Raw genomic sequence first — 21,683 nt, forward strand, 5'->3', positions numbered from 1 at the left:
AGCAATTATGGCCTTATTACAAATTAGTGAGCCAGGCTTAAGCGCCGCACCGCACCAGCGTCGTCTGGCCGTCGGTATTGACCTGGGCACCACCAATTCCCTCGTGGCGACCGTGCGCAGCGGCCAGGCGGAAACGCTGGCTGACGAGCAGGGCCGCCATCTGCTGCCTTCCGTGGTCCACTACCAGCAGCAGGGTCACGCGGTCGGGTTTGATGCCCGCACCAACGCCGCGCGCGATCCAGCCAATACCATCAGCTCGGTTAAGCGCATGATGGGCCGCTCGCTGGCTGATATCCAGACCCGTTACCCGCATCTGCCGTATCAGCTACAGGCCAGCGAAAACGGCCTGCCGATGATCGCGACGTCTGCCGGTCTGCTGAACCCGATTCGCATTTCCGCTGACATCCTCAAAGCGCTGGCGGCGCGCGCCACGGCGACGCTCGGCGGCGATCTCGACGGCGTGGTAATCACCGTTCCGGCCTACTTCGACGATGCACAGCGTCAGGGCACCAAAGACGCCGCGCGTCTGGCGGGCCTGCATGTGCTGCGTCTGCTGAACGAACCGACGGCGGCGGCCATTGCCTACGGCCTCGATTCCGGTCAGGAAGGGGTGATTGCGGTTTACGATCTCGGCGGCGGGACGTTTGATATTTCAATCCTGCGCCTGAGCCGCGGCGTGTTCGAAGTGCTGGCGACCGGCGGGGATTCCGCGCTCGGCGGCGATGACTTCGACCATCTGCTGGCAGACTACATCCGCGAGCAGGCGGGCATCAGCGATCGCAGCGATGCCCGCGTACAGCGTGAACTGCTGGATGCGGCCATCGACGCCAAAATTGCCCTGAGCGACGCGCAATCGGTCACGGTTAACGTTGCGGGCTGGCAGGGTGAGATCACCCGCAATCAGTTCAGCGAACTGATTGCGCCTCTGGTTAAGCGTACCCTGCTGGCCTGCCGTCGCGCATTGAAAGATGCGGGCGTGGAGGCCAGCGAGGTGCTGGAAGTGGTCATGGTTGGCGGCTCAACCCGCGTGCCGCTGGTGCGCGAGCGCGTGGGCGAATTCTTTGGCCGCACGCCGCTGACCTCTATCGACCCGGACAAAGTGGTTGCCGTGGGCGCCGCTATCCAGGCCGATATCCTGGTCGGCAACAAGCCGGACAGCGAAATGCTGCTGCTGGACGTCATCCCGCTGTCTCTGGGTTTAGAAACCATGGGCGGCCTGGTGGAGAAAGTCATTCCGCGTAACACCACCATTCCGGTGGCGCGCGCGCAGGAGTTTACTACCTTCAAAGACGGCCAGACTGCGATGTCCATCCACGTGATGCAGGGCGAGCGCGAGCTGGTGCAGGACTGCCGCTCTCTGGCGCGCTTTGCGCTGCGCGGAATTCCGGCGCTGCCGGCGGGCGGGGCGCATATTCGCGTTACCTTCCAGGTGGATGCGGACGGTCTGCTGAGCGTCACGGCGATGGAAAAATCCACCGGCGTGGAATCGTCCATCCAGGTGAAGCCGTCCTACGGCCTGACCGATGGCGAAATCGCCTCCATGATTCAGGACTCAATGAGTTACGCCGAGCAGGATGTGAAGGCGCGTATGCTGGCCGAACAAAAAGTGGAAGCCGCACGCGTGCTGGAAAGCCTGAACGGCGCGCTCGCTGCCGATGCCGCGCTGTTAAGCGCCGCTGAGCGCCAGGTGATTGACGACGCTGCCGCGCGCTTAAGCGCAGTCGCCGAAGGCAATGACGCTGACGCAATAGAAGAAGCCATTAAAAACGTTGATAAACAAACCCAGGACTTCGCTGCTCGCCGCATGGACAAATCTGTCCGCGTCGCGCTGAAAGGCCAGTCCGTGGACGAGGTTTAATATGCCAAAGATTGTAATTTTGCCTCATGCGGACCTCTGTCCGGATGGCGCAGTTCTGGAAGCGAAGACCGGTGAAACCATTCTCGATGTTGCCCTGCGTGCAGGTATCGAAGTGGAACACGCCTGTGAAAAATCCTGTGCCTGCACCACCTGCCACTGCATCGTGCGTGAAGGTTTCGACTCTCTCGCCGAGAGCACCGAAGACGAAGACGACATGCTGGATAAAGCATGGGGTCTGGAGCCCGACAGCCGCTTAAGCTGTCAGGCCGCGGTGACCGATGAAGATCTGGTCGTGGAGTTCCCACGTTACACCATCAACCACGCACGCGAGCATTGATATGGGACTGAAGTGGACAGACAGCCGTGAAATCGGCGAGGCGCTCTACGACGCGAACCCGGATCTCGATCCGAAGACCGTACGATTCACCGATATGCATCAGTGGATTTGCGATCTGGAAGATTTTGACGACGATCCAAACGCATCCAATGAAAAAATTCTGGAGGCGATTCTGTTAGTCTGGTTAGATGAAGCAGAATAGATAACATAAACGGGCTGCCTTCAGGCGGCCCGTTTGCTAGTTGCTAATAAGGATAAATAAAATGACCGAAGCGATGAAGATTACGCTCTCCACGCAGCCAGCCGACTCACGCTGGGGCGAAAAAGCCACCTACAGCATCAACAACGACGGTATTACCCTGCACCTGACGGGCAATGATGATTTGGGCCTGATCCAGCGCGCCGCGCGTAAAATTGACGGCCTGGGCATTAAGCATGTGTCGCTGGAAGGCGAAGGGTGGGACACCGACCGCAGCTGGGCGTTCTGGGCAGGCTACAAAGGGCCGAAAGGCACCCGCAAAATCGAGTGGGCGAACCTCGACGAAGCCGGTCAGAAAGAGCTGGAAAGCCGCCTGAAAATTATCGACTGGGTGCGCGACACCATCAACGCCCCGGCGGAAGAGTTAGGCCCTGAGCAGCTGGCGCAGCGCGCGGTTGACCTGCTGTGCGGCGTGGCGGGCGACAAGATGTCTTACCGCATCACCAAAGGTGAAGACCTGCGCGAGCAGAACTACATGGGCATCCACACCGTGGGCCGTGGCTCCGAGCGTCCTCCGGTCCTGCTGGCGCTGGATTACAACCCAACCGGCGATAAAGAAGCGCCGGTCTTTGCCTGTCTGGTCGGAAAAGGCATCACTTTCGACACCGGCGGCTACAGCCTGAAGCAGAGCGCGTTCATGGACTCCATGAAGTCCGACATGGGCGGTGCGGCCACCATCACCGGCGCGCTGGCGTTCGCCATCACCCGTGGCCTGAACAAGCGCGTGAAGCTCTACCTGTGCTGCGCGGACAACATGGTGAGCGGCAACGCCTTCAAGCTGGGCGACATCATTCGCTACCGCAACGGTAAAAACGTTGAGGTGATGAACACCGACGCCGAAGGCCGTCTGGTGCTGGCCGATGGCCTGATCGACGCCTCTGCGCAGAAGCCGGAGCTGATTATCGACATGGCAACCCTGACCGGCGCGGCGAAAACGGCGCTGGGTAACGACTATCACGCCCTGTTCAGCTTCGACGACAAGCTGGCCGATCGCCTGCTGGCCAGCGCGGCGGCGGAAAACGAACCGTTCTGGCGTCTGCCGCTGGCCGAGTTCCACCGCAGCCAGCTGCCGTCCAACTTCGCCGAGCTGAACAACACCGCGAACGCAGCGTACCCGGCGGGGGCAAGCACCGCAGCAGGCTTCCTGTCTCACTTCGTTGAGAACTACCATGAAGGCTGGCTGCACATTGACTGCTCCGCAACCTACCGTAAAGCGGCGGTTGAGCAGTGGTCTGCGGGTGCGACCGGTCTGGGCGTGCGTACCGTGGCGAACCTGCTGACGGCTGAGTGATCTTTTTTGCCGGGTAGCGCTACGCTTACGCGCGCCTTCGGAGTCATCATATTGCCCGGCGGCGCTGCGCTTGCACGGGCCTACGGTTTTGTAGGCCGGGTAAGCGAAGCGCCACCCGGCGTTTTTTGAAGTAGCCAAACTATGTCAGAAACCAAAAACGAATTAGAAACCCTGCTGGAGCAGGCGGCGACCGAACCCGCCCACCGTCCGGCCTTTTTCCGCACGCTGCTGGAATCCACCGTCTGGGTGCCGGGCACCGCGGCGGAAGGGGAGCAGGTTGTCGAAGACAGCGCGCTGGATCTGCTGCACTGGGAGAAAGACGACGGCACCTCGGTGATCCCGTTCTTTACTTCGCTCGAGGCCTTGCAGGAAGCGGTAGAAGACGAACAGGCGTTCGTGGTGATGCCGGTGCGCACGTTGTTCGAAATGACCCTGGGGCAGACGCTGTTCCTCAACGCCAAACTGCCGACCGGGAAAGAGTTTACTCCGCGCGAAATCAGCCACCTGATTGGTGACGAGGGCAACCCGCTCAGCACTCAGGAGGTGCTGGAAGGGGGCGAAACGCTGCTGCTGTCTGAAGTGGCCGAGCCGCCCGCGCAGATGATTGACTCCCTGACCACGCTGTTTAAAACCATCAAGCCGGTAAAACGCGCGTTTCTCTGCTCCATCAAAGAGAGCGCTGACGAAAAGCCTGTTCTGCTGATAGGGATTGAGGCCGACGGCGATATCGACGAGATCATCCAGGCAGCGGGAAGCGTGGCAACCGACACCCTGCCGGGCGATGAGCCGATTGATATCTGTCAGGTGAAGAAAGGTGAGAAGGGGATCAGCCACTTTATTACCGAGCACATCACCCCGTTCTACGAGCGTCGCTGGGGCGGCTTCCTGCGCGATCTCAAGACCAACCGCATTATCTGATTACGGCGGGGTGACCTTCACCCCGTTGCTTCCAGCAGCAGTAAATCCATCAGCAGCACCAGATTCGACTCAAACGACGTTACCCCTGCGGCTTCGGCGGCGAAATGTACCGCTTCGTCATAGAGGGCAAAATGCACGTCCGCCATACCCGCCAGCGTATTGGCCGACGCGCGGGTAAACGCGACGATCGTCATGCCGACGTTTTTGGCGATCCGCGCTTTATCCAGTACCTGCTCCGTTTCGCCGCTGCGTGAAACGGCAATAAACACCTGATAGCGCGCGGCGTTGCTGAGAAAAATATTCCGGCTGTCTCCCGGCCCGGAGATGAACGCCGTTTTTCCCAGCACCTGCAACTTCTTGGTCAGGTACTCGGCAAAAAGGTACGAAAACCCGGCGCCGTAGAGAAAGAAGCTCTCTTTCTGGCGCAGCAGGCTGGCAAACTGCTGGCGTTTGTCCTGAGTGACCCACTGGAAGGTCTGCTGATAGTTGGCAACGAACCGGGTAAAAAGCCCGGGCATTTCCGCATGTTGCTCAGGCTGTACGGTGATATGCGGCGTGTCAGAAAGCAACTGCTTGCAGTGCCAGATAAACTCGCTAAAGCCGCTAAACCCCAGCTTCTGACACAGCCGCATAATCGTCGCGGTAGAGACAAATGTCGCCTGCGCCAGCTCGCGCACCGTGATGTTGCCCACCAGCAATGGATGCTCAGTGAGGTGGGCGAGGACGCGATACTCCGCGCGGGTCAGCGACGATCCGCGCGTTAACAGCGTTGCCAGGCGGTTATCCATTATTTCGCCGGTTCAACCGGCAGATCGTCCCGTGCACCCCATTCACTCCAGGCGCCGTCGTACAGAGTCACGTCATTCGCGCCAAGGGTTGCCAGCGCCAGGATCACCACGCAGGCCGTCACGCCGGAGCCGCAGCTGGCAATAACCGGACGATGCAAATCCACGCCCTGACGTTCAAAAATGGCACGCAATTCATCGGTGGTTTTCAGCTCGCCTTCAAACACCAGATCGCCCCACGGTACGTTCAGCGCCCCCGGGATATGTCCGCGTTTCAGTCCCGGACGCGGCTCGTCCGCTTCTGCGTTGAAACGTGGAGCGGGACGCGCATCGACGATTTGCGCCGTGTTTTCGTGGCTCACGACCAGCACGTCGGTCAGGCGCTTGACCACGTTAGCGTCAAACGTGGCATCAAATTCCCCTTCCGGCAGCGTGACGTCACCCTGCTGAAGCGGTAGTTCGTCGCGCTTCCAGCCTGCAAGTCCGCCCGCCAGAATCGATACCTTTTCCACGCCGAAGTTTTTCAGCATCCACCACGCTCGCGGCGCGGAAAACAGATTACCTTCATCGTAAACAACAAGATGTTTATCTTTGCTGATGCCCAGCTCGCGCATCGCCACGGAAAACGCTTCCGGGCGAGGCAGCATGTGCGGCAGGGGAGAGGTGTGATCGGAGAGGGCTTCGATATCAAAAAATACCGCGCCAGGCAGGTGCCCTGCACGGTATTCAGCGGGAACGTCACGATGCTCCTGGCCCGGAGGGGCCATGCGCGCGTCGATAATCTGAACTTCCGGGTCGTCGCCGTGCTCAATCAGCCAGTCGGCAGCGACAAAATATGAGGTGGACATGGTTGCCTCCATTCTTTTCCGTAAAAAAGGATTGTCGGTGTTTTTTCTGACACCGACAAGCTAACCACGTTCAACTCGCGAGCAAGCCCCTATTTTTTCACCGCTTCACCGTCCTGCCAGGCCTTTTGCAGCGCAGGCCAGTAGTCGCGGTTGGCTTCGATCATCTCATCCAGAATCGCTTTCGCGTGCTCCATGGTCGGCACGGTGCGGTTCAGAGTGAACGCCTGCAACGCTTTCTCGTAGCTGCCTTCGATGGTTGCCTCAACCAGCAGCTGTTCAGAGGCCAGCTGCTGTTGCAGGAGCGTCTGGTGGAACAGCGGTACCTGACCCACGCGGACAGGCTCCGGCCCTTCGGAGGTGATATAGGCAGGCACTTCCACCACCGCATCGTACGGCAGGTTGGTAATCGCCCCGCGGTTTTCCACCATCACCAGATGGCGTTGGCGCAGGTTGAACGCCAGTGAGCAGGCGACATCGACGATAAATTCGCCGTGAACACCTACGTGGAAGGCGTCCGGTAAAATTCCGGTGCGCTGGTACTCTTCGGCGGCGGCAAACAGCTTTTTCTCACGCCCGTTCATCACTTCGTTGGCGCGGGTATAGTCAGGGTTCTGATGCTCCACAATCTGGTTTGGCATCAGGTAGTACTGTAGATACGGGTTCGGCAGGTACTCCGGGAAGTTATCCATAATCGGCTTGATGTTGCGCCAGGTTTTCACCCACGACGGATCCGAGTGCTGCGGGTCGGTTTTCGCGGCATCTTCCGTCAGCAGGCCAAACTTCGCGATATGTTTACGCAGCTCCGGCAGCTTGTCCTCGCCGTCCACCCGCACGCGGGTAAACCAGCCGAAATGGTTGAGGCCAAAATAGTCCACCTCCAGTTTATGACGATCCACGCCCAAAATGGCGCCCATATTGCGCATCGCGGCGACAGGCATATCGCAGATATTCAGCACGCGTGCGTTGGGACGCAGGCGACGCACGCCCTCGGCGACGATCGCCGCCGGGTTGGAGTAGTTCACGATCCACGCCTTTTCGTGCGCGTAGCGTTCCACCCGATCGATCAGCTCTACCATCGGCAGGATAGTACGCAGGCCATATGCCAGCCCGCCGGGTCCGCAGGTTTCCTGGCCGACCACCCCGTGGCGCAGCGGGATCTTTTCATCCTGCTCGCGCATTTTGTACTGTCCGACGCGCATCTGGGCAAAAACAAAATGCGCGCCGCTGAAGGCCACTTCCGGGTCGCTGGTGACGGTGAATTTGATGCTCTGGCTGTGGTCGCGAATAACCTTCTCCACCACGGGCGCAATGGTGTTCTGGCGCGCCTCGTCAATGTCATACAGGCGGATCTCTGCCAGAGGGAAATCATGCAGACGTACCATCAGGCTTTTCACAATACCTGGCGTGTAGGTGCTACCGCCGCCGGCAATCGACAGAATAAATGGGGGTGTAAACATCTTTAGCTCCTTTCAGAGAAACGTCTCAACGGCTTCTCGCATTTTTTTGACATGCAGCCCGTAGACCACCTGAACGTTGTTACCTTGTTTGATAACCCCTTTCGCGCCGGTCGCTTTCAGGCGCGGTTCGTCGATGATGTCGACGTCCTTCACCGTGACGCGTAAGCGGGTGTAGCAGTTATCCACTACCTCTATATTTTCCCGACCGCCCAGACCCACCACGATGGATTCGCCCAGCTCGTCGTTATTGCCCTTCGCCTGGTACTCCTGCTTGCTGTAAAGACGTGTCTCCTGGTCCTCATCTTCACGCCCCGGCGTTTTCATGTTGAAGCGCAGGATCAGGAAGCGGAATACCACGAAATAAAGGGCGAACATGATCAGCCCGACCACGATGTACATGGGCCAGTTGGACTTCTCCGTGCCGAGCGGCAGGTTGTAGAGGATGAAATCGATAATCCCGTTGGCGCCGATGGCGTGAACGCCAAACAGCGAGAACAGCATCATGCCGATGCCGGTCAGCACCGCATGCACCACGAACAGCAGCGGGGCGACGAACAGGAAGGAGAATTCAATCGGCTCGGTTACGCCGACCAGCAGCGAGGTCAGCGCCGCCGGGATCAGAATCGCTTTCGCAATCGCTTTACGCTCTGGCTTCGCGGTCATGTACATCGCCAGCGCGGCGGCAGGAAGGCCGAACATCTTGCTGATGCCGCGCGCATCCCACACCACGGTACTGCTGAGCTGCTTCACGTCCGGGCAGGCCATCTCGGCGAAGTAGATATTGCGCGCGCCCTGATAGGTTGCGCCACACACCTCCTGCGTACCGCCCAGTTCGGTATACAGGAACGGCGTATAGACCAGATGATGCAGGCCCGTCGGCACCAGAATGCGTTCAAGGAAACCGTAGATCGCCACGCCAAACGGACCGGACCCTTTGATCGCCAGCGCCAGAGCGCTTATTCCATGCTGTGCGTACGGCCAGAGTTCGCTCATGACCACGCCGAGCAGCATAGAGACAGGCAGCATCACAATCGCGACAAAGCAGTGACCGGAGTAAATCGCCATCGCGCCGTTAAACTGGACACCGGAATATTTGTTGTACAGATAACCGGAGAGCGCCCCGGTCAGGATCCCGGCGAAAACGCCCATCTCCAGCACCTGGACGCCCAGCACCATGCTTTGTCCGGCGGCTTTCATCTGTTCCGCAGGGGCCAGTTCTCCCTGAAGCTGTAACGTCACGTTCATCGCGTTAATGAATACGATAAAGGTCACCAGCCCAATCAACGCCGCGTAGCCTTTGTCTCGTGTTGCCAGTCCAATGGGGATCCCGACGGCAAACACCAGCGCCAGGTTGACCAGCACCGACACGGCAGATTTGGCGATCAGCTGGCCGACACTCTGGATCAGCGGGTGGCCGAGAAACGGCAGGTACTCGGCCAGATTGCCGTTACCCAGCACATTCCCGAAGGCGATAAACAGGCCGACGATGGGTAAGATAAGTACAGGTCCGTACAATGATTTTCCGAAATTTTGTAGGGCGTTCACGGCTCGTTTCATGGCTTTCTCTCTTATTGAACCGCGCACTCGGGGTGCGTCATGGTCATAAAACTAGCAGGCCTGATGCGAGCTTATCCAGCTATCTTCTTGTTTTAAAAACAAATGACGCGAAAGGTAACATGTTACGTTATGCGCTGTGATCGCCGTTCCATCACGGTTTGGCTGCGTGATGCCATTCTGCGAGGTGCTTTCCAGATTATAAAATTGGACTTTTTGTATTAACGAAACTTGCGGATAATACTTATCCGGACGATGACCAACAGGCCCCTCAGGCCAGGGACACAGGATGAAACCGTTTCGCTTAGCTGCGATCTCTCTCGCGCTGCTCACCACCTTTACGCTTGTCGGCTGTGATAACAGCGACGACAAACCTCAGGCCGCTGCCCCCGCAGCGTCTACTGCATCAGAACAGAAAACCCCGGCAAAACCGGATCCTGAAAAGCTGGCTAAGCTGGCCGCGCAGAGTCAGGGCAAGGCGTTGACGCTGCTGGATGCCTCTGAAGTGCAACTCGACGGCGCTGCGACGCTGGTTCTGACCTTCTCTGTACCGCTGGAGCCCAGCCAGGATTTTGCGAAAACGGTGCATGTGGTGGATAAAAAAAGCGGCAAAGTGGACGGCGCCTGGGAACTGGCCCCCAATCTGAAAGAGCTGCGCCTGCGCCATCTGGAGCCGAATCGTAATCTGGTCGTCACCGTCGAACGTAATTTGCTGGCGCTGAACAAAGCGACATTCGGCATCGACTATGAAAAAGCGATCACCACCCGGGATGTTGAACCGACGGTCGGATTCGCCAGCCGCGGATCGCTGCTGCCGGGTAAGGTGGTGGAAGGGTTGCCGGTGATGGCGCTCAACGTCAACAATGTGGATGTGAACTTCTATCGCGTGAAGCCGGAGTCGCTGGCCTCGTTTGTCAGCCAGTGGGAGTACCGTAACTCGCTGACCAACTGGGAATCTGACAACCTGCTGAAGATGGCGGAACTGGTCTACACCGGCCGTTTCGACCTCAACCCGGCGCGCAATACGCGTGAAAAACTGCTCCTGCCGCTCAAAGATATTAAGCCGCTCCAGCAGTCTGGCGTCTATATCGCCGTGATGAATCAGGCTGGTCACTATAACTACAGTAACGCCGCGACGCTCTTTACCTTAAGTGATATTGGGCTGTCCGCTCACCGTTATCATAACCGCCTGGACATCTTCACCCAGAGTCTTGAAAACGGTGCGGCACAGTCAGGTGTGGCTATTACCCTTCTGAACGATAAAGGGCAGACCCTGGCCGAGGCGAACAGCGACGCCGATGGTCATGCGAAACTGGAAACCGATAAAGAAGCCGCGCTGATCCTGGCCAGTAAAGATGGCCAGACGACGCTTCTCGACCTCAAACTTCCGGCGCTGGATCTGGCGGAGTTTGATATCGCCGGTAACCCGGGTTACAGCAAACAGTTCTTTATGTTTGGCCCGCGCGATCTCTATCGTCCGGGTGAAACGGTGATCCTGAACGGCCTGCTTCGCGACAGCGATGGCAAACCGCTTCCCGATCAGCCGGTAAAACTTGACGTGCTGCGCCCGGACGGACAGGTGGCGCGTACGGTCGTTGTGCAACCTGAGAACGGCCTTTATCGCTTCAACTATCCGCTCGATAGCGGCGCCCAGACCGGCATGTGGCATATTCGCGCGAATACGGGCGATAACCAGCAGCGCATGTGGGATTTCCACGTCGAAGATTTTATGCCTGAGCGTATGGCGCTGAATCTGACCGGGCAAAAAACGCCAGTTTCCCCGCAGGATAATGTCGACTTTAACGTTGCTGGCTATTACCTGTATGGCGCGCCGGCTAACGGTAATTCTCTGCAAGGCCAGCTTTTCCTGCGTCCGCTACGTGACGCGGTGCCTACGCTGCCTGGCTTCCAGTTCGGTGATATTGCCGAGGAGAACCTGAGCCGCAGCCTGGATGAAGTGCAGCTTACGCTGGACGAACAGGGGCGTGGGCAGGTTACCACCGAAAGCCAGTGGAAAGAGGCGCACTCGCCGCTGCAACTGATTTTGCAGGCCAGCCTGCTGGAATCAGGTGGGCGTCCGGTAACGCGACGCGCCGAGCAGGCTATCTGGCCTGCGGCTGAACTTCCGGGGATCCGCCCACAGTTCGCCAGCAAGGCCGTTTACGACTACCGTACCGATACCACCGTCAATCAGCCGATTGTCGATGAAAACGGCAACGCCAGCTTTGACATCGTCTATGCCGATGCCAGCGGGACGAAAAAAGCGGTATCTGGTTTGCAGGTGCGTCTGATCCGTGAGCGTCGCGACTACTTCTGGAACTGGTCCGAGAGTGAGGGCTGGCAGTCCCAGTTTGATCAAAAAGATCTGGTTGAGGGCGAGCAGGAGCTAAACCTCAAGGCCGATGAAACCGGTAAAGTCACCTTCCCGGTGGAGTGGGGCTCATACCGTCTGGAAGTGAAAGCCCCTGATGACATGGTCAGCAGCGTGCGCTTCTGGGCGGGGTACAGCTGGCAGGATAACAGCGATGGCACGGGCGCTGCTCGCCCGGATCGTGTGACGCTGAAACTGGACAAGCCATCCTATCAGCCAGGCGATACCATCAACCTGCATATTGCAGCGCCGGCCGCAGGCAAGGGCTATGCAATGATCGAATCCAGCGAAGGACCGCTGTGGTGGAAAGAGATCGACGTGCCAGCAAACGGTCTGGATCTCGCCATTCCGGTGGATAAGGACTGGAAACGTCACGATCTCTACCTCAGCACGCTGGTGGTTCGTCCTGGCGATAAATCCAAATCCGCCACGCCAAAACGGGCGGTTGGCCTGCTGCATCTGCCAATGGGGGACGAAAATCGTCGCCTGAACATCGCACTGGATAACCCGCAAAAAATGCGTCCGAACCAGACGCTTTCTGTGAAAGTGAAAGCCAGCGTAAAAGAGGGGACTGTGCCACAGAAGGTGAACGTACTGGTCTCGGCTGTCGATAGCGGCGTGCTGAACATTACCGACTACGTCACGCCGGATCCGTGGGAAGCTTTCTTCGGTCAGAAGCGCTATGGCGCGGACATCTATGATGTTTACGGCCAGGTGATTGAAGGTCAGGGACGTCTGGCCGCACTGCGCTTTGGCGGAGACGGCGATGAACTGAAACGCGGCGGTAAGCCACCGGTGAACCATGTCACCATAATTGCCCAGCAGGCGCAGCCGGTTACGCTTGATGCCAACGGCGAAGGCACCATCACGCTGCCGATTGGCGATTTCAACGGCGAACTGCGTCTGATGGCGCAGGGCTGGACGGAAGACGATTTCGGCAGCAGCGAAAGCAAAATCATTGTGGCGGCTCCGATTATCACCGAGCTTAATACGCCGCGATTCCTCGCAAGTGGCGATACCTCTCGCCTGACGCTGGACCTGACTAACCTGACGGACCAGCCGCAAACGCTGAACATTGCGTTAACCGCAACCGGTAAGTTGTCGCTCGAAGGTGCTCAGCCAGAGCCGGTTAAGCTGCCGCCTGGCGCACGTAGCACCCTGTTTATTCCGGTGCGCGCCCTGGAAGGCTATGGAGATGGTGAAGTGACTGCTCAGGTGTCGGGGCTTCAGCTCCCTGGTGAGACGTTTGCGCCGCAGCAGAAGAGCTGGAAAATTGGCGTGCGTCCCGCATTCCCGGCGCAAACGGTGAATACGGGCACGATGCTGAACCCTGGCGAATCCTGGAGTGCACCAGCACAGCATATCAACGGTTTCTCGCCTGCCACGCTACAGGGGCAGCTGTTGCTCAGCGGTAAACCACCTTTAAATCTGGCGCGCTACATTCGTGAACTTCAGGCCTATCCGTATGGATGTCTTGAGCAGACCACCAGCGGCCTGTTCCCGTCCCTCTACACCAACGCGGCACAGCTGAAGGCACTGGGTATTAAAGGCGATACCGACGATAAACGCCGTGCGGCCATTGATATCGGGATCTCCCGTCTGCTGCAAATGCAGCGTGACGATGGCGGTTTTGCCTTGTGGGATAAAAACGGCCCGGAAGAGTACTGGCTGACCGCCTATGTCACGGACTTCCTGGTGCGGGCAGGGGAGCAGGGTTACAGCGTGCCTGCCGAGGCAGTGAATAACGCCAACAGCCGACTGCTGCGCTATTTACAGGATCCGGGGATGATGTCCATCCGCTACAGCGACGACACCCAGGCCAGCAAATTTGCTGTTCAGGCGTACGCTTCGCTGGTGCTGGCTCGTCAGCAAAAAGCGCCGCTCGGTGCGCTGCGTGAAATCTGGGAGCGCCACGCTCAGGCTGCTTCCGGGCTTCCGTTGATGCAGCTGGGCATGGCACTCAAACTGATGGGGGATGCACCGCGCAGCCAGCAGGCGCTGGATCTGGCTCTCAAAACTCCCCGTAACGACAGCCGAAACTGGATGGCGGATTACGGCAGCCAGCTGCGTGATAATGCCCTGATGCTCTCCCTGCTGGAAGAGTACAAGCTGATGCCGGATGCGCAAAACAGGCTGCTGAACACGTTATCTGAAGACGCGTTCAGCCAGCGCTGGCTGTCTACTCAGGAGAGCAATGCGCTGTTCCTGGCCGGACGTTCACTGCAAACCTTGTCAGGCGCGTGGCAGGCGACGACCACCCTCTCTGAACAGACCCAGAGCAGTGATAAAGCGCAGGTAGAAAACCTGAACAGCGCTCAGCTTGGTGCGTTGCAGGTGACGAATACCGGCACTACGCCGCTGTGGGTACGACTGGACACGACTGGCTATCCGGAGTATGCGCCTCAGCCATCCTCTAATGTCTTGCAGATTGAACGTCATATCCTGGCGACAGACGGCAGCAGCAAGTCGCTCTCTTCTCTGAAGAGCGGTGAGCTGGTTCTGGTGTGGCTGGAGGTGAAGGCCAGCCAGAACGTGCCGGATGCGCTGGTGGTGGATCTGCTCCCGGCAGGTCTGGAGCTGGAAAACCAGAATCTGGCGAGCAGCAGCGCCAGCTTGCAGGACAGCGGCAGTGAAGTGCAAAACCTGCTGAATCAGATGCAACAGTCTGATATTCAGCACATGGAATTCCGCGACGATCGCTTTGTGGCCGCGGTGCCGGTCAATGAAGGACAGCCGGTCACGCTGGTTTATCTGGCCCGTGCCGTTACGCCGGGAACCTACCAGGTGCCTGTTCCGATGGTCGAGTCCATGTACGTTCCGCAGTGGCGGGCAACGGGGGCGGCCAGTGGCCCGCTGATCGTTGTTCCGTAAGATGCGGATAGCACGCCTGATTCGCTCCCGCTGGCTGTGGCTGGCGGGAGCGCTTCTCGTTTCAGGGGGGCTGATTGTCGTCGCTGACCGCGTGTGGCCGTTGCCCCTGAAAGAGGTCAACCCTGCGCGAGTGGTGGTGGATGAGCAGGGTGTTCCGCTGTGGCGTTTTGCCGACAGCGAAGGCATCTGGCGCTATCCGGTTACCATTGAAGAGGTTTCCCCACGCTATCTCGAGGCGCTGATCCAGTATGAAGATCGCTGGTTCTGGGATCACCCGGGCGTCAATCCGCTTTCTGTACTGCGTGCCGCCTGGCAGGATCTCACCTCCGGGAGAGTGGTTTCCGGCGGGAGCACGCTTACCATGCAGGTGGCGCGTCTGCTGGATCCGCATCCGCGTACCTTTGGCGGTAAAATTCGTCAGCTGTGGCGGGCGATGCAGCTGGAGTGGCATCTCTCCAAGCGTGAAATCCTGACGCTGTATCTTAACCGTGCCCCGTTTGGCGGCACGTTGCAGGGCGTGGGCGCGGCAAGCTGGACTTACCTGGGCAAACCGCCGTCGCAGCTGAGCTATTCCGACGCGGCGCTGCTGGCTGTACTGCCGCAGGCACCCAGCCGTCTGCGCCCGGACCGCTGGCCGGAGCGTGCCGAAGCGGCGCGGAACAAAGTGCTCGACCGCATGCTGACTCAGGGCGTCTGGTCTGAAAAGCAGGTCAAAGAGTCCCGTGAAGAGCCGGTCTGGCTGGCTCCCCGGCAGATGCCGCAGCTGGCGCCGCTCTTTTCCCGCATGATGCTGAGTAAAAGTCGTGACACAAAAATAGTCACCACGCTGGATGCAGCATTGCAACGACAGCTTGAAGAGCTGGCAATGAACTGGAAATCACGCCTGCCTGCCCGCAGTTCGCTGGCGATGATCGTAGTGGATCATACATCCATGAAAGTGCGTGGCTGGGTAGGCTCGGTAGATATCAATGATGACAGCCGTTTCAGCCACGTGGATATGGTCAATGCGATCCGATCGCCGGGATCGGTCCTCAAGCCATTCATCTATGGCATGGCGCTGGACGATGGTCTGATCCATCCCGCTTCGTTATTACAGGATGTGCCAAGAAAAACGGGGGATTATCGTCCCGGCAACTTTGACAGTGGCTTCCATGGGCCGGTCAGTATGAGCGAAGCCCTGGTGCGTTCCCTCAACCTGCCTGCGGTGCAGGTTCTGGAAGCGTACGGCCCAAAACGTTTTGCCGGAATGCTGAGCAACGCGGGATTACCGCTCATTCTGCCTGCGGGAGCACAGCCCAACCTCTCCCTGATCCTGGGGGGCGCAGGCGCACGGCTGGCTGATATCGCTGCCGCCTATAGCGCCTTTGCGCGTCAGGGTAAGGCGGGCCGACTGCGTATGCAGCCGGGCGATCCGCTGATCGAACGTCCGCTGCTGTCGCAGGGGGCGGCGTGGATCATTCGTCGCATTCTCGCTAATGAAGCACAGCCCCTGCCGGACAGTGCGCTGCCCCAGGTTGCGCCGCTGGCGTGGAAAACGGGCACCAGCTATGGCTACCGGGATGCCTGGGCCATCGGCCTGAATGCCCGCTATGTCATTGGAATCTGGACCGGACGCCCGGACGGCACGCCCGTTGCCGGTCAGTTTGGTTTCGCCAGCGCGGTACCGCTCCTCAATCAGGTCAATAATATGCTTCAGTCCCGCTCGATGGTGGATGAAGCGCGCCTGCCGCGCGATCCGCGTCCCGCAAGCGTAGGACGGGGCGTGATTTGCTGGCCGGGCGGCCAGTCCCTGCCTGAAGGGAGCGAAAACTGTCGGCGTCGGCTGTCAACCTGGCTGCTGGAAGGCAGTGAACCGCCTACGCTGCTGCTGCCGGAACAGGAAGGTATTCGCGGGATCCGTTTCCCGGTCTGGCTGGATAAAGAAGGCAAACGCGTTGCGGCGGATTGCCCTGATGCGACAGAGAAAGTGCTGGATGTCTGGCCGCTGCCGCTGGAGCCCTGGCTGCCTGCTGCCGAAAAACGGGCTGCTCGTCTCCCCGCCCGTTCAGCGGTTTGCCCTCCGCTGGATAACCATAATGCGGCGCCGCTGATGTTGTCAGGCGTCAGAGAAGGGGCGGTAATTAAACGTCTTCCAGGTGAGAAAAATATGACCCTCAACGTTTCAACCAGTGGCGGAGAGGGGCAACGATGGTGGTTTTTGAATGGCGAACCGCTGGACGGGCATCAGAAGAATTATTCACTGCAATTATATTTACCGGGTAAATATCAATTGATTGTATTGGATGAAACAGGACAAACGGCGACGGTGAATTTTGAATTAGATCGCTAAGTGTTACTCCTCAAGAGTTAGCTTGATAATTATCAATATTCGTTCCTGAAAAAAAACGAGAATGCGTTTTTATTTGAAGGAACGAGCAATGAAAAAAAATAAACATCAGGGAGAAGGGCTTATTCCCGCCATATCCCGGCGTCAGTTTATTCAGGCAGGGTCGGCGCTCGCCGCCCTGCCGTTTGTCGTCAAAACCAGCAAAGCACAGGCACAGGGCGCGGCGGTTTCAGACGCTACGCCTGAAGAAAAAGTGGTGCAAACCTGTAGTACGTTTGACTGCGGCGGCAAGTGTGATATTCGTGCTCACGTCAGTGATGGCGTTGTGACCCGAATTTCAACGCGTCCGGATAACGCGCTGGATCCGCAGATGCCAGTGATGCGCGCCTGCGTTCGTGGTCGGGCTTATCGGAAATTTGTTTATCACCCCGATCGACTGAAATATCCAATGAAACGTGTAGGTAAACGTGGCGAAGGAAAATTCGAGCGTATTACCTGGGATGAAGCCACCACCCTTATTGCGAATCAATTAAAAACTATTACGCAAAAATACGGTGCTGCGTCACGCTATGTTCATGTAGGCACCGCAGTGTCCGGCGGGACCTTTTCCGGCGATAAAATGGTTCGTCGTCTGCTCAACTTAACCGGCGGCTATCTCGAAAGCTATCACTCGGTCAGTATGGGTAACACGGCGGCGGCAACGCCGTATACCTATGGCACCGCCGCCAGCGGCAGCTCTCTGGACACGCTGCTGGACACCAAACTGGTCATTCTCTGGGGGCATAACCCGACGGAAACCATCTTCGGGCACAGCAACCACTTCTACCAGAAGATGAAGCAAAACGGCACGCGCTTCATTGTTGTCGACCCACGCTATTCCGATACGGTTTCCTCCCTGGCCGACCAGTGGATCCCGCTGCGTCCCACAACAGACAACGCCCTGATGGAAGCGATGATGTATGTGATCGTCACGGAGAACCTGCACGATCGCGACTTTATTCAGCGCTACACCCTGGGCTTTGACGAAGACGCCATGCCAGAGGGCGTTCCGGCCAATGAATCCCTGATGGCTTACCTGAGCGGTGCAAAGGATGGCGTGGCGAAAACGCCCGAGTGGGCAGAGAAAATCACCCACGTGCCTGCACAAACTATTCGTCAGCTGGCGCGCGACTACGCAACCACCAAACCCGCCGCGCTGATCCAGGGCTGGGGTCCGCAGCGTCACAACTGCGGCGAGCGCACCGCGCGCGGCTCGACGATACTGGCCACGCTAACGGGTAACGTCGGGGTGAAAGGCGGCTGGGCAGCAGGCTATGGCGGCTGCGCAAACCGCAAATTTGCGGCCGGGCCAGAGATGCCGGACAACCCGGTCAAAGCCAAAATTTCGGTCATGAACTGGGTGCAGGCCGCGGATGATGCTTCTAAGGTAACCGCGGAAGATGGCCTGAAAGATGCTGAGAAGCTGGACAGCAATATCCGCATCCTGTTCTCGCTGGCAGGCAATTATCTGGCTAACCAGAACCCGGATCTTCATCAGGCAACCCGTGTCCTGGAAGACGAGTCGAAAATCGAGTTTATCGTCGCAAGCGATCTGTTTATGACGCCGAGCGCCAGATACGCCGACCTGCTTTTGCCGGAAACCAGCTTCATGGAACGCTGGAATATCGGCGAAACCTGGGGTACGGCAAGCTATCTGATCCTGTCAGAAAAGCTGATTGAACCTGAATTTGAACGCCGTTCAGACTACGACTGGCTGCGGGAGGTCGCTGCTAAGCTTGGCGTCGAGCCAGCGTTCAGCGAGGGCCGTGACGAAAAAGCGTGGATTGAGCACATCTGGGAGCAGACGCGGCTGTCCATGCCGGATGAAAACCTGCCGGACTTCGCGACGCTACAGAAGACGCGTCAGCATCTTTTCAAAAGCGCGCCGTACGTTGCCTTTGAAGACAACATTCGCGATCCGCAGAATCATCCGTTCCCGACGCCGTCCGGAAAAATTGAGATCTTCTCGAAGCGTCTGTACGACATGCAGCACCCGGAAATCCCGGCGCTGTCGCACTACGTGCCTGCCCATGAAGGGCCGGAAGACGAGCTGGTCAAAACCTTCCCGCTCCAGCTGATCACCTGGAAAGGGAAAAACCGCGCTAACTCCACCCAGTACGCCAACCCGTGGTTAATTGAGGCGCAGCAGCAAAAGCTGTGGATCAACCCGCAGGATGCGCAAAAGCGCGGCATTGCGCAGGGGGATACCGTGCGTATTCATAACGCGCGCGGCATTTGTGAGATCCCGGCGGAGGTCACGCCGCGCATCATTCCAGGCGTGGTGGCCATGCAGGCAGGCGCCTGGTGGCAGCCGGACGCGCAGGGTATCGATAAAGGCGGCTGCGCAAACGTGCTCAGTTCCGCCCGTATTACCGCGCTTGCGAAAGGGAATTCCCATCAAACCATGCTGGTGGAGGTAACTAAAGCATGAGTCAGTTTAAACATTACGCACCGGTGAGCGACAAACAGCTGGGTTTTTATATCGACTCTTCTCGCTGCTCGGGCTGCAAGGCATGCCAGGTGGCGTGCAAAGATAAAAACAACCTTGAGGTCGGTCGTCGTTTCCGTCGCGTGTACGAAGTCAACGGCGGGAGTTTTATCCCGACCGGGCAGGGCGGCGTCAGCAACAACGTTTTTGCCTACACGCTCTCCATTTCCTGTAACCACTGTGCGGATCCCATTTGCACCAAGAACTGTCCGACCACCGCGATGCATAAGCGTCCGGGGGACGGCATTGTGCGCGTTGATACTGATAAGTGCGTCGGCTGCGGCTACTGCGCATGGTCTTGCCCTTACGGCGCGCCACAGCTCAACGAGCAGACCGGGCAAATGTCCAAATGTGATTTCTGCGTGGATCTCCAGGCGAAGGGAGAGCAGCCCGTCTGTGTGGCAACCTGTCCACTCGAAGCGATTAAATTCGGGCCGATTGATGAACTGCGGGCGAAGTATGGTGCGGTCTGTGATGTGAAAGGCCTGCCTGATTCCTCCATCACCAAACCAAACCTGGTGATCAAAGCGCATCAGGGCGCAGAGAAAGAGGGGAAACGTCATGCATGAGTTACCGCTGCTGATTTTTACGCTGTTCCTGCAAGGATCGGTTGGCGTTACGCTGTGGCTGGCGTTCGGAAGCACGCAACGCAGCGCGCTGCTGCCGGCAGCCGGAGCGTTTGTGCTGGCGAGTCTGGGGCTGCTCGCTTCCGCGCTGCACATGGGCTATCCGCTTAATGCTCTTAACGCGCTGCGCCACGTATCCAGCTCCTGGCTGAGTCGTGAGATTATCTTTGCCAGTCTTTATCTTGCGGCGCTTGGCTTCGCAACGCTGCTGATGTTTGTCAAAAAGCCAGACTGGAAGCCACTGTTGGTTGTGGCAGGTCTGGTTGGTTTAGTCGACGTGTTCTGCATGGCGCAGATCTACATGCACGCATCCGTGGTGACATGGCAGCACGTTAACACGCTGGTGCTGTTTTTCGGTTCGGTGGGGATTATCGGTTCAGCCTGCATGGCCGTTGGGACGCGTTCCCAGACTACCGTGCGTGCGGCGGTTGTCATTATCACGCTGCTGGTGCTTGTGCGTCTGGTGATGCAGCCCGTCTGGCTGGCAGATATTACGGCTATGGACAACACCGTGGTGACGTTCCCTCACGCACCGCTACAGATGCTGGAGCAACTGCGAACCGTTCATCTGCTGAGCTGGTGCGTATCCGTTGCGGGTATGCTGTGCTTTGCTGCGGGCGGTCTGAAAGCGGCGCGATCTCCCATGCTGCTGGGAAGCGCATTGCTGATTGTCGGTGAGCTGATGCTGCGCTTCGTTTTCTTCAGTATTGGCTGATGGGCGGATTGACCTTTGCCCCGGCGATGGACGTGACGCATGCGTGCGTCCGTCGCCGTTTTCGCCACGCTTCCTGCCTCGCCTGCGCGGACGTCTGTCCTGTGCAGGCTTTTTCTTTTACCGACTCAGGCGTCTCGGTTGATGACAGCCGCTGTATTGAATGCGGTGACTGCCTGTTCGTCTGCCCCGCTGAGGCCATCACCGGCATCACGCCGCGAAAACGCTTTCTGTGTGGCGATACGCTTGTTGGGCCGTTTACTGACCGTGCGCCAGGGGTGAATGAGCTTCTGCTGTGGCACGCGCAGTACCACGTTCGTTTTATCAGTATCGACGCGGAGCAGAATCCTGACTGGTTGCTGGCGATTGCCCGGCTGAATCTGGCGCTTCGCCGACGCGGTGAAGCGGCGTGGGCGTTTAAATATATACCCGTCAACGAGGTTAATACCGCCCGGCGTGTACTGATGCACGTTCCCCGAGAGGATGTCCAGGCCTGTAGCGTCGTGCCCGGTCAGCGTGAACTGCGCAGGGCGTTTTCTGCGTTTAGCGAGGCAGAGATAACTCTCGATACCGAATCCTGCGTACTGTGCGGCGCGTGCTGGCGAAGTTGTATGGAAAACGCGATTCGGTTTAAGAACGCTGAACTGGTCGTGGAAACCGGACGCTGTACGGGGTGCGGCGGCTGCGAAGCGGTATGCCAGCATGCGGCGATAAACGTGACACAAACAGACGGGGTAGGGAAAAGCGTGACCATACCGGCATATGAAGCCGTTTGCCTGACGTGCCACCGTCATTTCTGGTCATTTACGTCTGATGAAAAGCAGTGTCCGCTCTGTTTTCATCATCAACACGGTATGCGAAATACGAGCTGTTGCTAATCTTCGTCTCATTTTAAAAAAATGTTATGCATAACCATAGGCAATGGCGCTATTGCTCTTTATAA

General features: G+C 58.2%; 15 protein-coding genes. 11 read left to right on the forward strand and 4 right to left on the reverse strand.

Annotated features, from left to right (window positions below; all coding sequences use genetic code 11):
• Nucleotides 1-7: 7 nt before the first annotated feature.
• The 5 genes from hscA to sseB all read left to right on the forward strand — a co-directional run bounded on the left by hscA (nucleotide 8) and on the right by sseB (nucleotide 4,663).
• Nucleotides 8-1,858 (forward strand): Fe-S protein assembly chaperone HscA, encoded by a 1,851-nt coding sequence (gene hscA, locus ACWKXX_RS05860; RefSeq protein WP_047057342.1) that lies wholly within the window; start codon nucleotides 8-10, stop codon nucleotides 1,856-1,858.
• A gap of 1 nt (nucleotide 1,859) precedes the next feature.
• Nucleotides 1,860-2,195, forward strand: coding sequence for an ISC system 2Fe-2S type ferredoxin (gene fdx, locus ACWKXX_RS05865; protein WP_003860652.1), 336 nt, complete (start codon nucleotides 1,860-1,862; stop codon nucleotides 2,193-2,195).
• A 1-nt stretch (nucleotide 2,196) separates the two neighbouring features.
• On the forward strand, nucleotides 2,197-2,397 hold the full coding sequence (iscX, locus tag ACWKXX_RS05870; protein ID WP_003860650.1) for a Fe-S cluster assembly protein IscX: 201 nt from the start codon (nucleotides 2,197-2,199) through the stop codon (nucleotides 2,395-2,397).
• 61 nt (nucleotides 2,398-2,458) lie between these two features.
• Nucleotides 2,459-3,745 carry an aminopeptidase PepB gene (gene pepB, locus ACWKXX_RS05875; RefSeq protein WP_196358798.1) on the forward strand — a complete coding sequence of 429 codons (1,287 nt, stop codon included), beginning with the start codon at nucleotides 2,459-2,461 and terminating at the stop codon, nucleotides 3,743-3,745.
• 141 nt (nucleotides 3,746-3,886) lie between these two features.
• The gene (gene sseB / locus ACWKXX_RS05880; RefSeq protein WP_023325069.1) at nucleotides 3,887-4,663 is read left to right on the forward strand and encodes an enhanced serine sensitivity protein SseB; all 777 of its coding nucleotides are present in this window, start codon (nucleotides 3,887-3,889) and stop codon (nucleotides 4,661-4,663) included.
• A 17-nt stretch (nucleotides 4,664-4,680) separates the two neighbouring features.
• Here sseB and ACWKXX_RS05885 read toward each other — a convergent pair whose 3' ends face one another.
• From ACWKXX_RS05885 to ACWKXX_RS05900, 4 genes are all read right to left on the reverse strand, one after another.
• Nucleotides 4,681-5,451: a MurR/RpiR family transcriptional regulator gene (locus ACWKXX_RS05885; RefSeq protein WP_017692918.1), complete on the reverse strand. Its 771-nt coding sequence runs from the start codon at nucleotides 5,449-5,451 to the stop codon at nucleotides 4,681-4,683.
• Nucleotides 5,451-6,296, reverse strand: a complete 846-nt coding sequence (gene sseA / locus ACWKXX_RS05890) for a 3-mercaptopyruvate sulfurtransferase (protein WP_017383536.1) — start codon at nucleotides 6,294-6,296, stop codon at nucleotides 5,451-5,453. The genes ACWKXX_RS05885 and sseA overlap by 1 nt, the downstream gene beginning before the upstream one ends.
• 89 nt (nucleotides 6,297-6,385) lie before the next feature.
• Nucleotides 6,386-7,753, reverse strand: coding sequence for a 6-phospho-alpha-glucosidase (locus ACWKXX_RS05895; protein ID WP_017692919.1), 1,368 nt, complete (start codon nucleotides 7,751-7,753; stop codon nucleotides 6,386-6,388).
• A gap of 12 nt (nucleotides 7,754-7,765) precedes the next feature.
• Nucleotides 7,766-9,310 (reverse strand): PTS transporter subunit EIIC, encoded by a 1,545-nt coding sequence (locus ACWKXX_RS05900; protein WP_032671865.1) that lies wholly within the window; start codon nucleotides 9,308-9,310, stop codon nucleotides 7,766-7,768.
• A 286-nt stretch (nucleotides 9,311-9,596) separates the two neighbouring features.
• Between ACWKXX_RS05900 and ACWKXX_RS05905 the strand changes: the two genes are divergently transcribed.
• From ACWKXX_RS05905 to ACWKXX_RS05930, 6 genes are all read left to right on the forward strand, one after another.
• Nucleotides 9,597-14,549 carry an alpha-2-macroglobulin family protein gene (locus ACWKXX_RS05905; protein ID WP_261666072.1) on the forward strand — a complete coding sequence of 1,651 codons (4,953 nt, stop codon included), beginning with the start codon at nucleotides 9,597-9,599 and terminating at the stop codon, nucleotides 14,547-14,549.
• A gap of 1 nt (nucleotide 14,550) precedes the next feature.
• The gene (gene pbpC / locus ACWKXX_RS05910) at nucleotides 14,551-16,878 is read left to right on the forward strand and encodes a peptidoglycan glycosyltransferase PbpC (protein WP_090279028.1); all 2,328 of its coding nucleotides are present in this window, start codon (nucleotides 14,551-14,553) and stop codon (nucleotides 16,876-16,878) included.
• 88 nt (nucleotides 16,879-16,966) lie between these two features.
• Nucleotides 16,967-19,345, forward strand: coding sequence for a DMSO/selenate family reductase complex A subunit (locus ACWKXX_RS05915; RefSeq protein ID WP_348523304.1), 2,379 nt, complete (start codon nucleotides 16,967-16,969; stop codon nucleotides 19,343-19,345).
• Nucleotides 19,342-19,971, forward strand: a complete 630-nt coding sequence (locus ACWKXX_RS05920) for a DMSO/selenate family reductase complex B subunit (protein WP_022649006.1) — start codon at nucleotides 19,342-19,344, stop codon at nucleotides 19,969-19,971. Before ACWKXX_RS05915 ends, ACWKXX_RS05920 begins: the two co-directional genes overlap by 4 nt.
• Nucleotides 19,964-20,743, forward strand: coding sequence for a dimethyl sulfoxide reductase anchor subunit family protein (locus tag ACWKXX_RS05925; protein ID WP_261666074.1), 780 nt, complete (start codon nucleotides 19,964-19,966; stop codon nucleotides 20,741-20,743). The genes ACWKXX_RS05920 and ACWKXX_RS05925 overlap by 8 nt, the downstream gene beginning before the upstream one ends.
• On the forward strand, nucleotides 20,743-21,618 hold the full coding sequence (locus ACWKXX_RS05930; protein WP_047062461.1) for a 4Fe-4S binding protein: 876 nt from the start codon (nucleotides 20,743-20,745) through the stop codon (nucleotides 21,616-21,618). The genes ACWKXX_RS05925 and ACWKXX_RS05930 overlap by 1 nt, the downstream gene beginning before the upstream one ends.
• The last annotated feature ends 65 nt before the right edge of the window (nucleotides 21,619-21,683 follow it).

It is taken from the genome of Enterobacter sp. UPMP2061 (assembly GCF_053709615.1).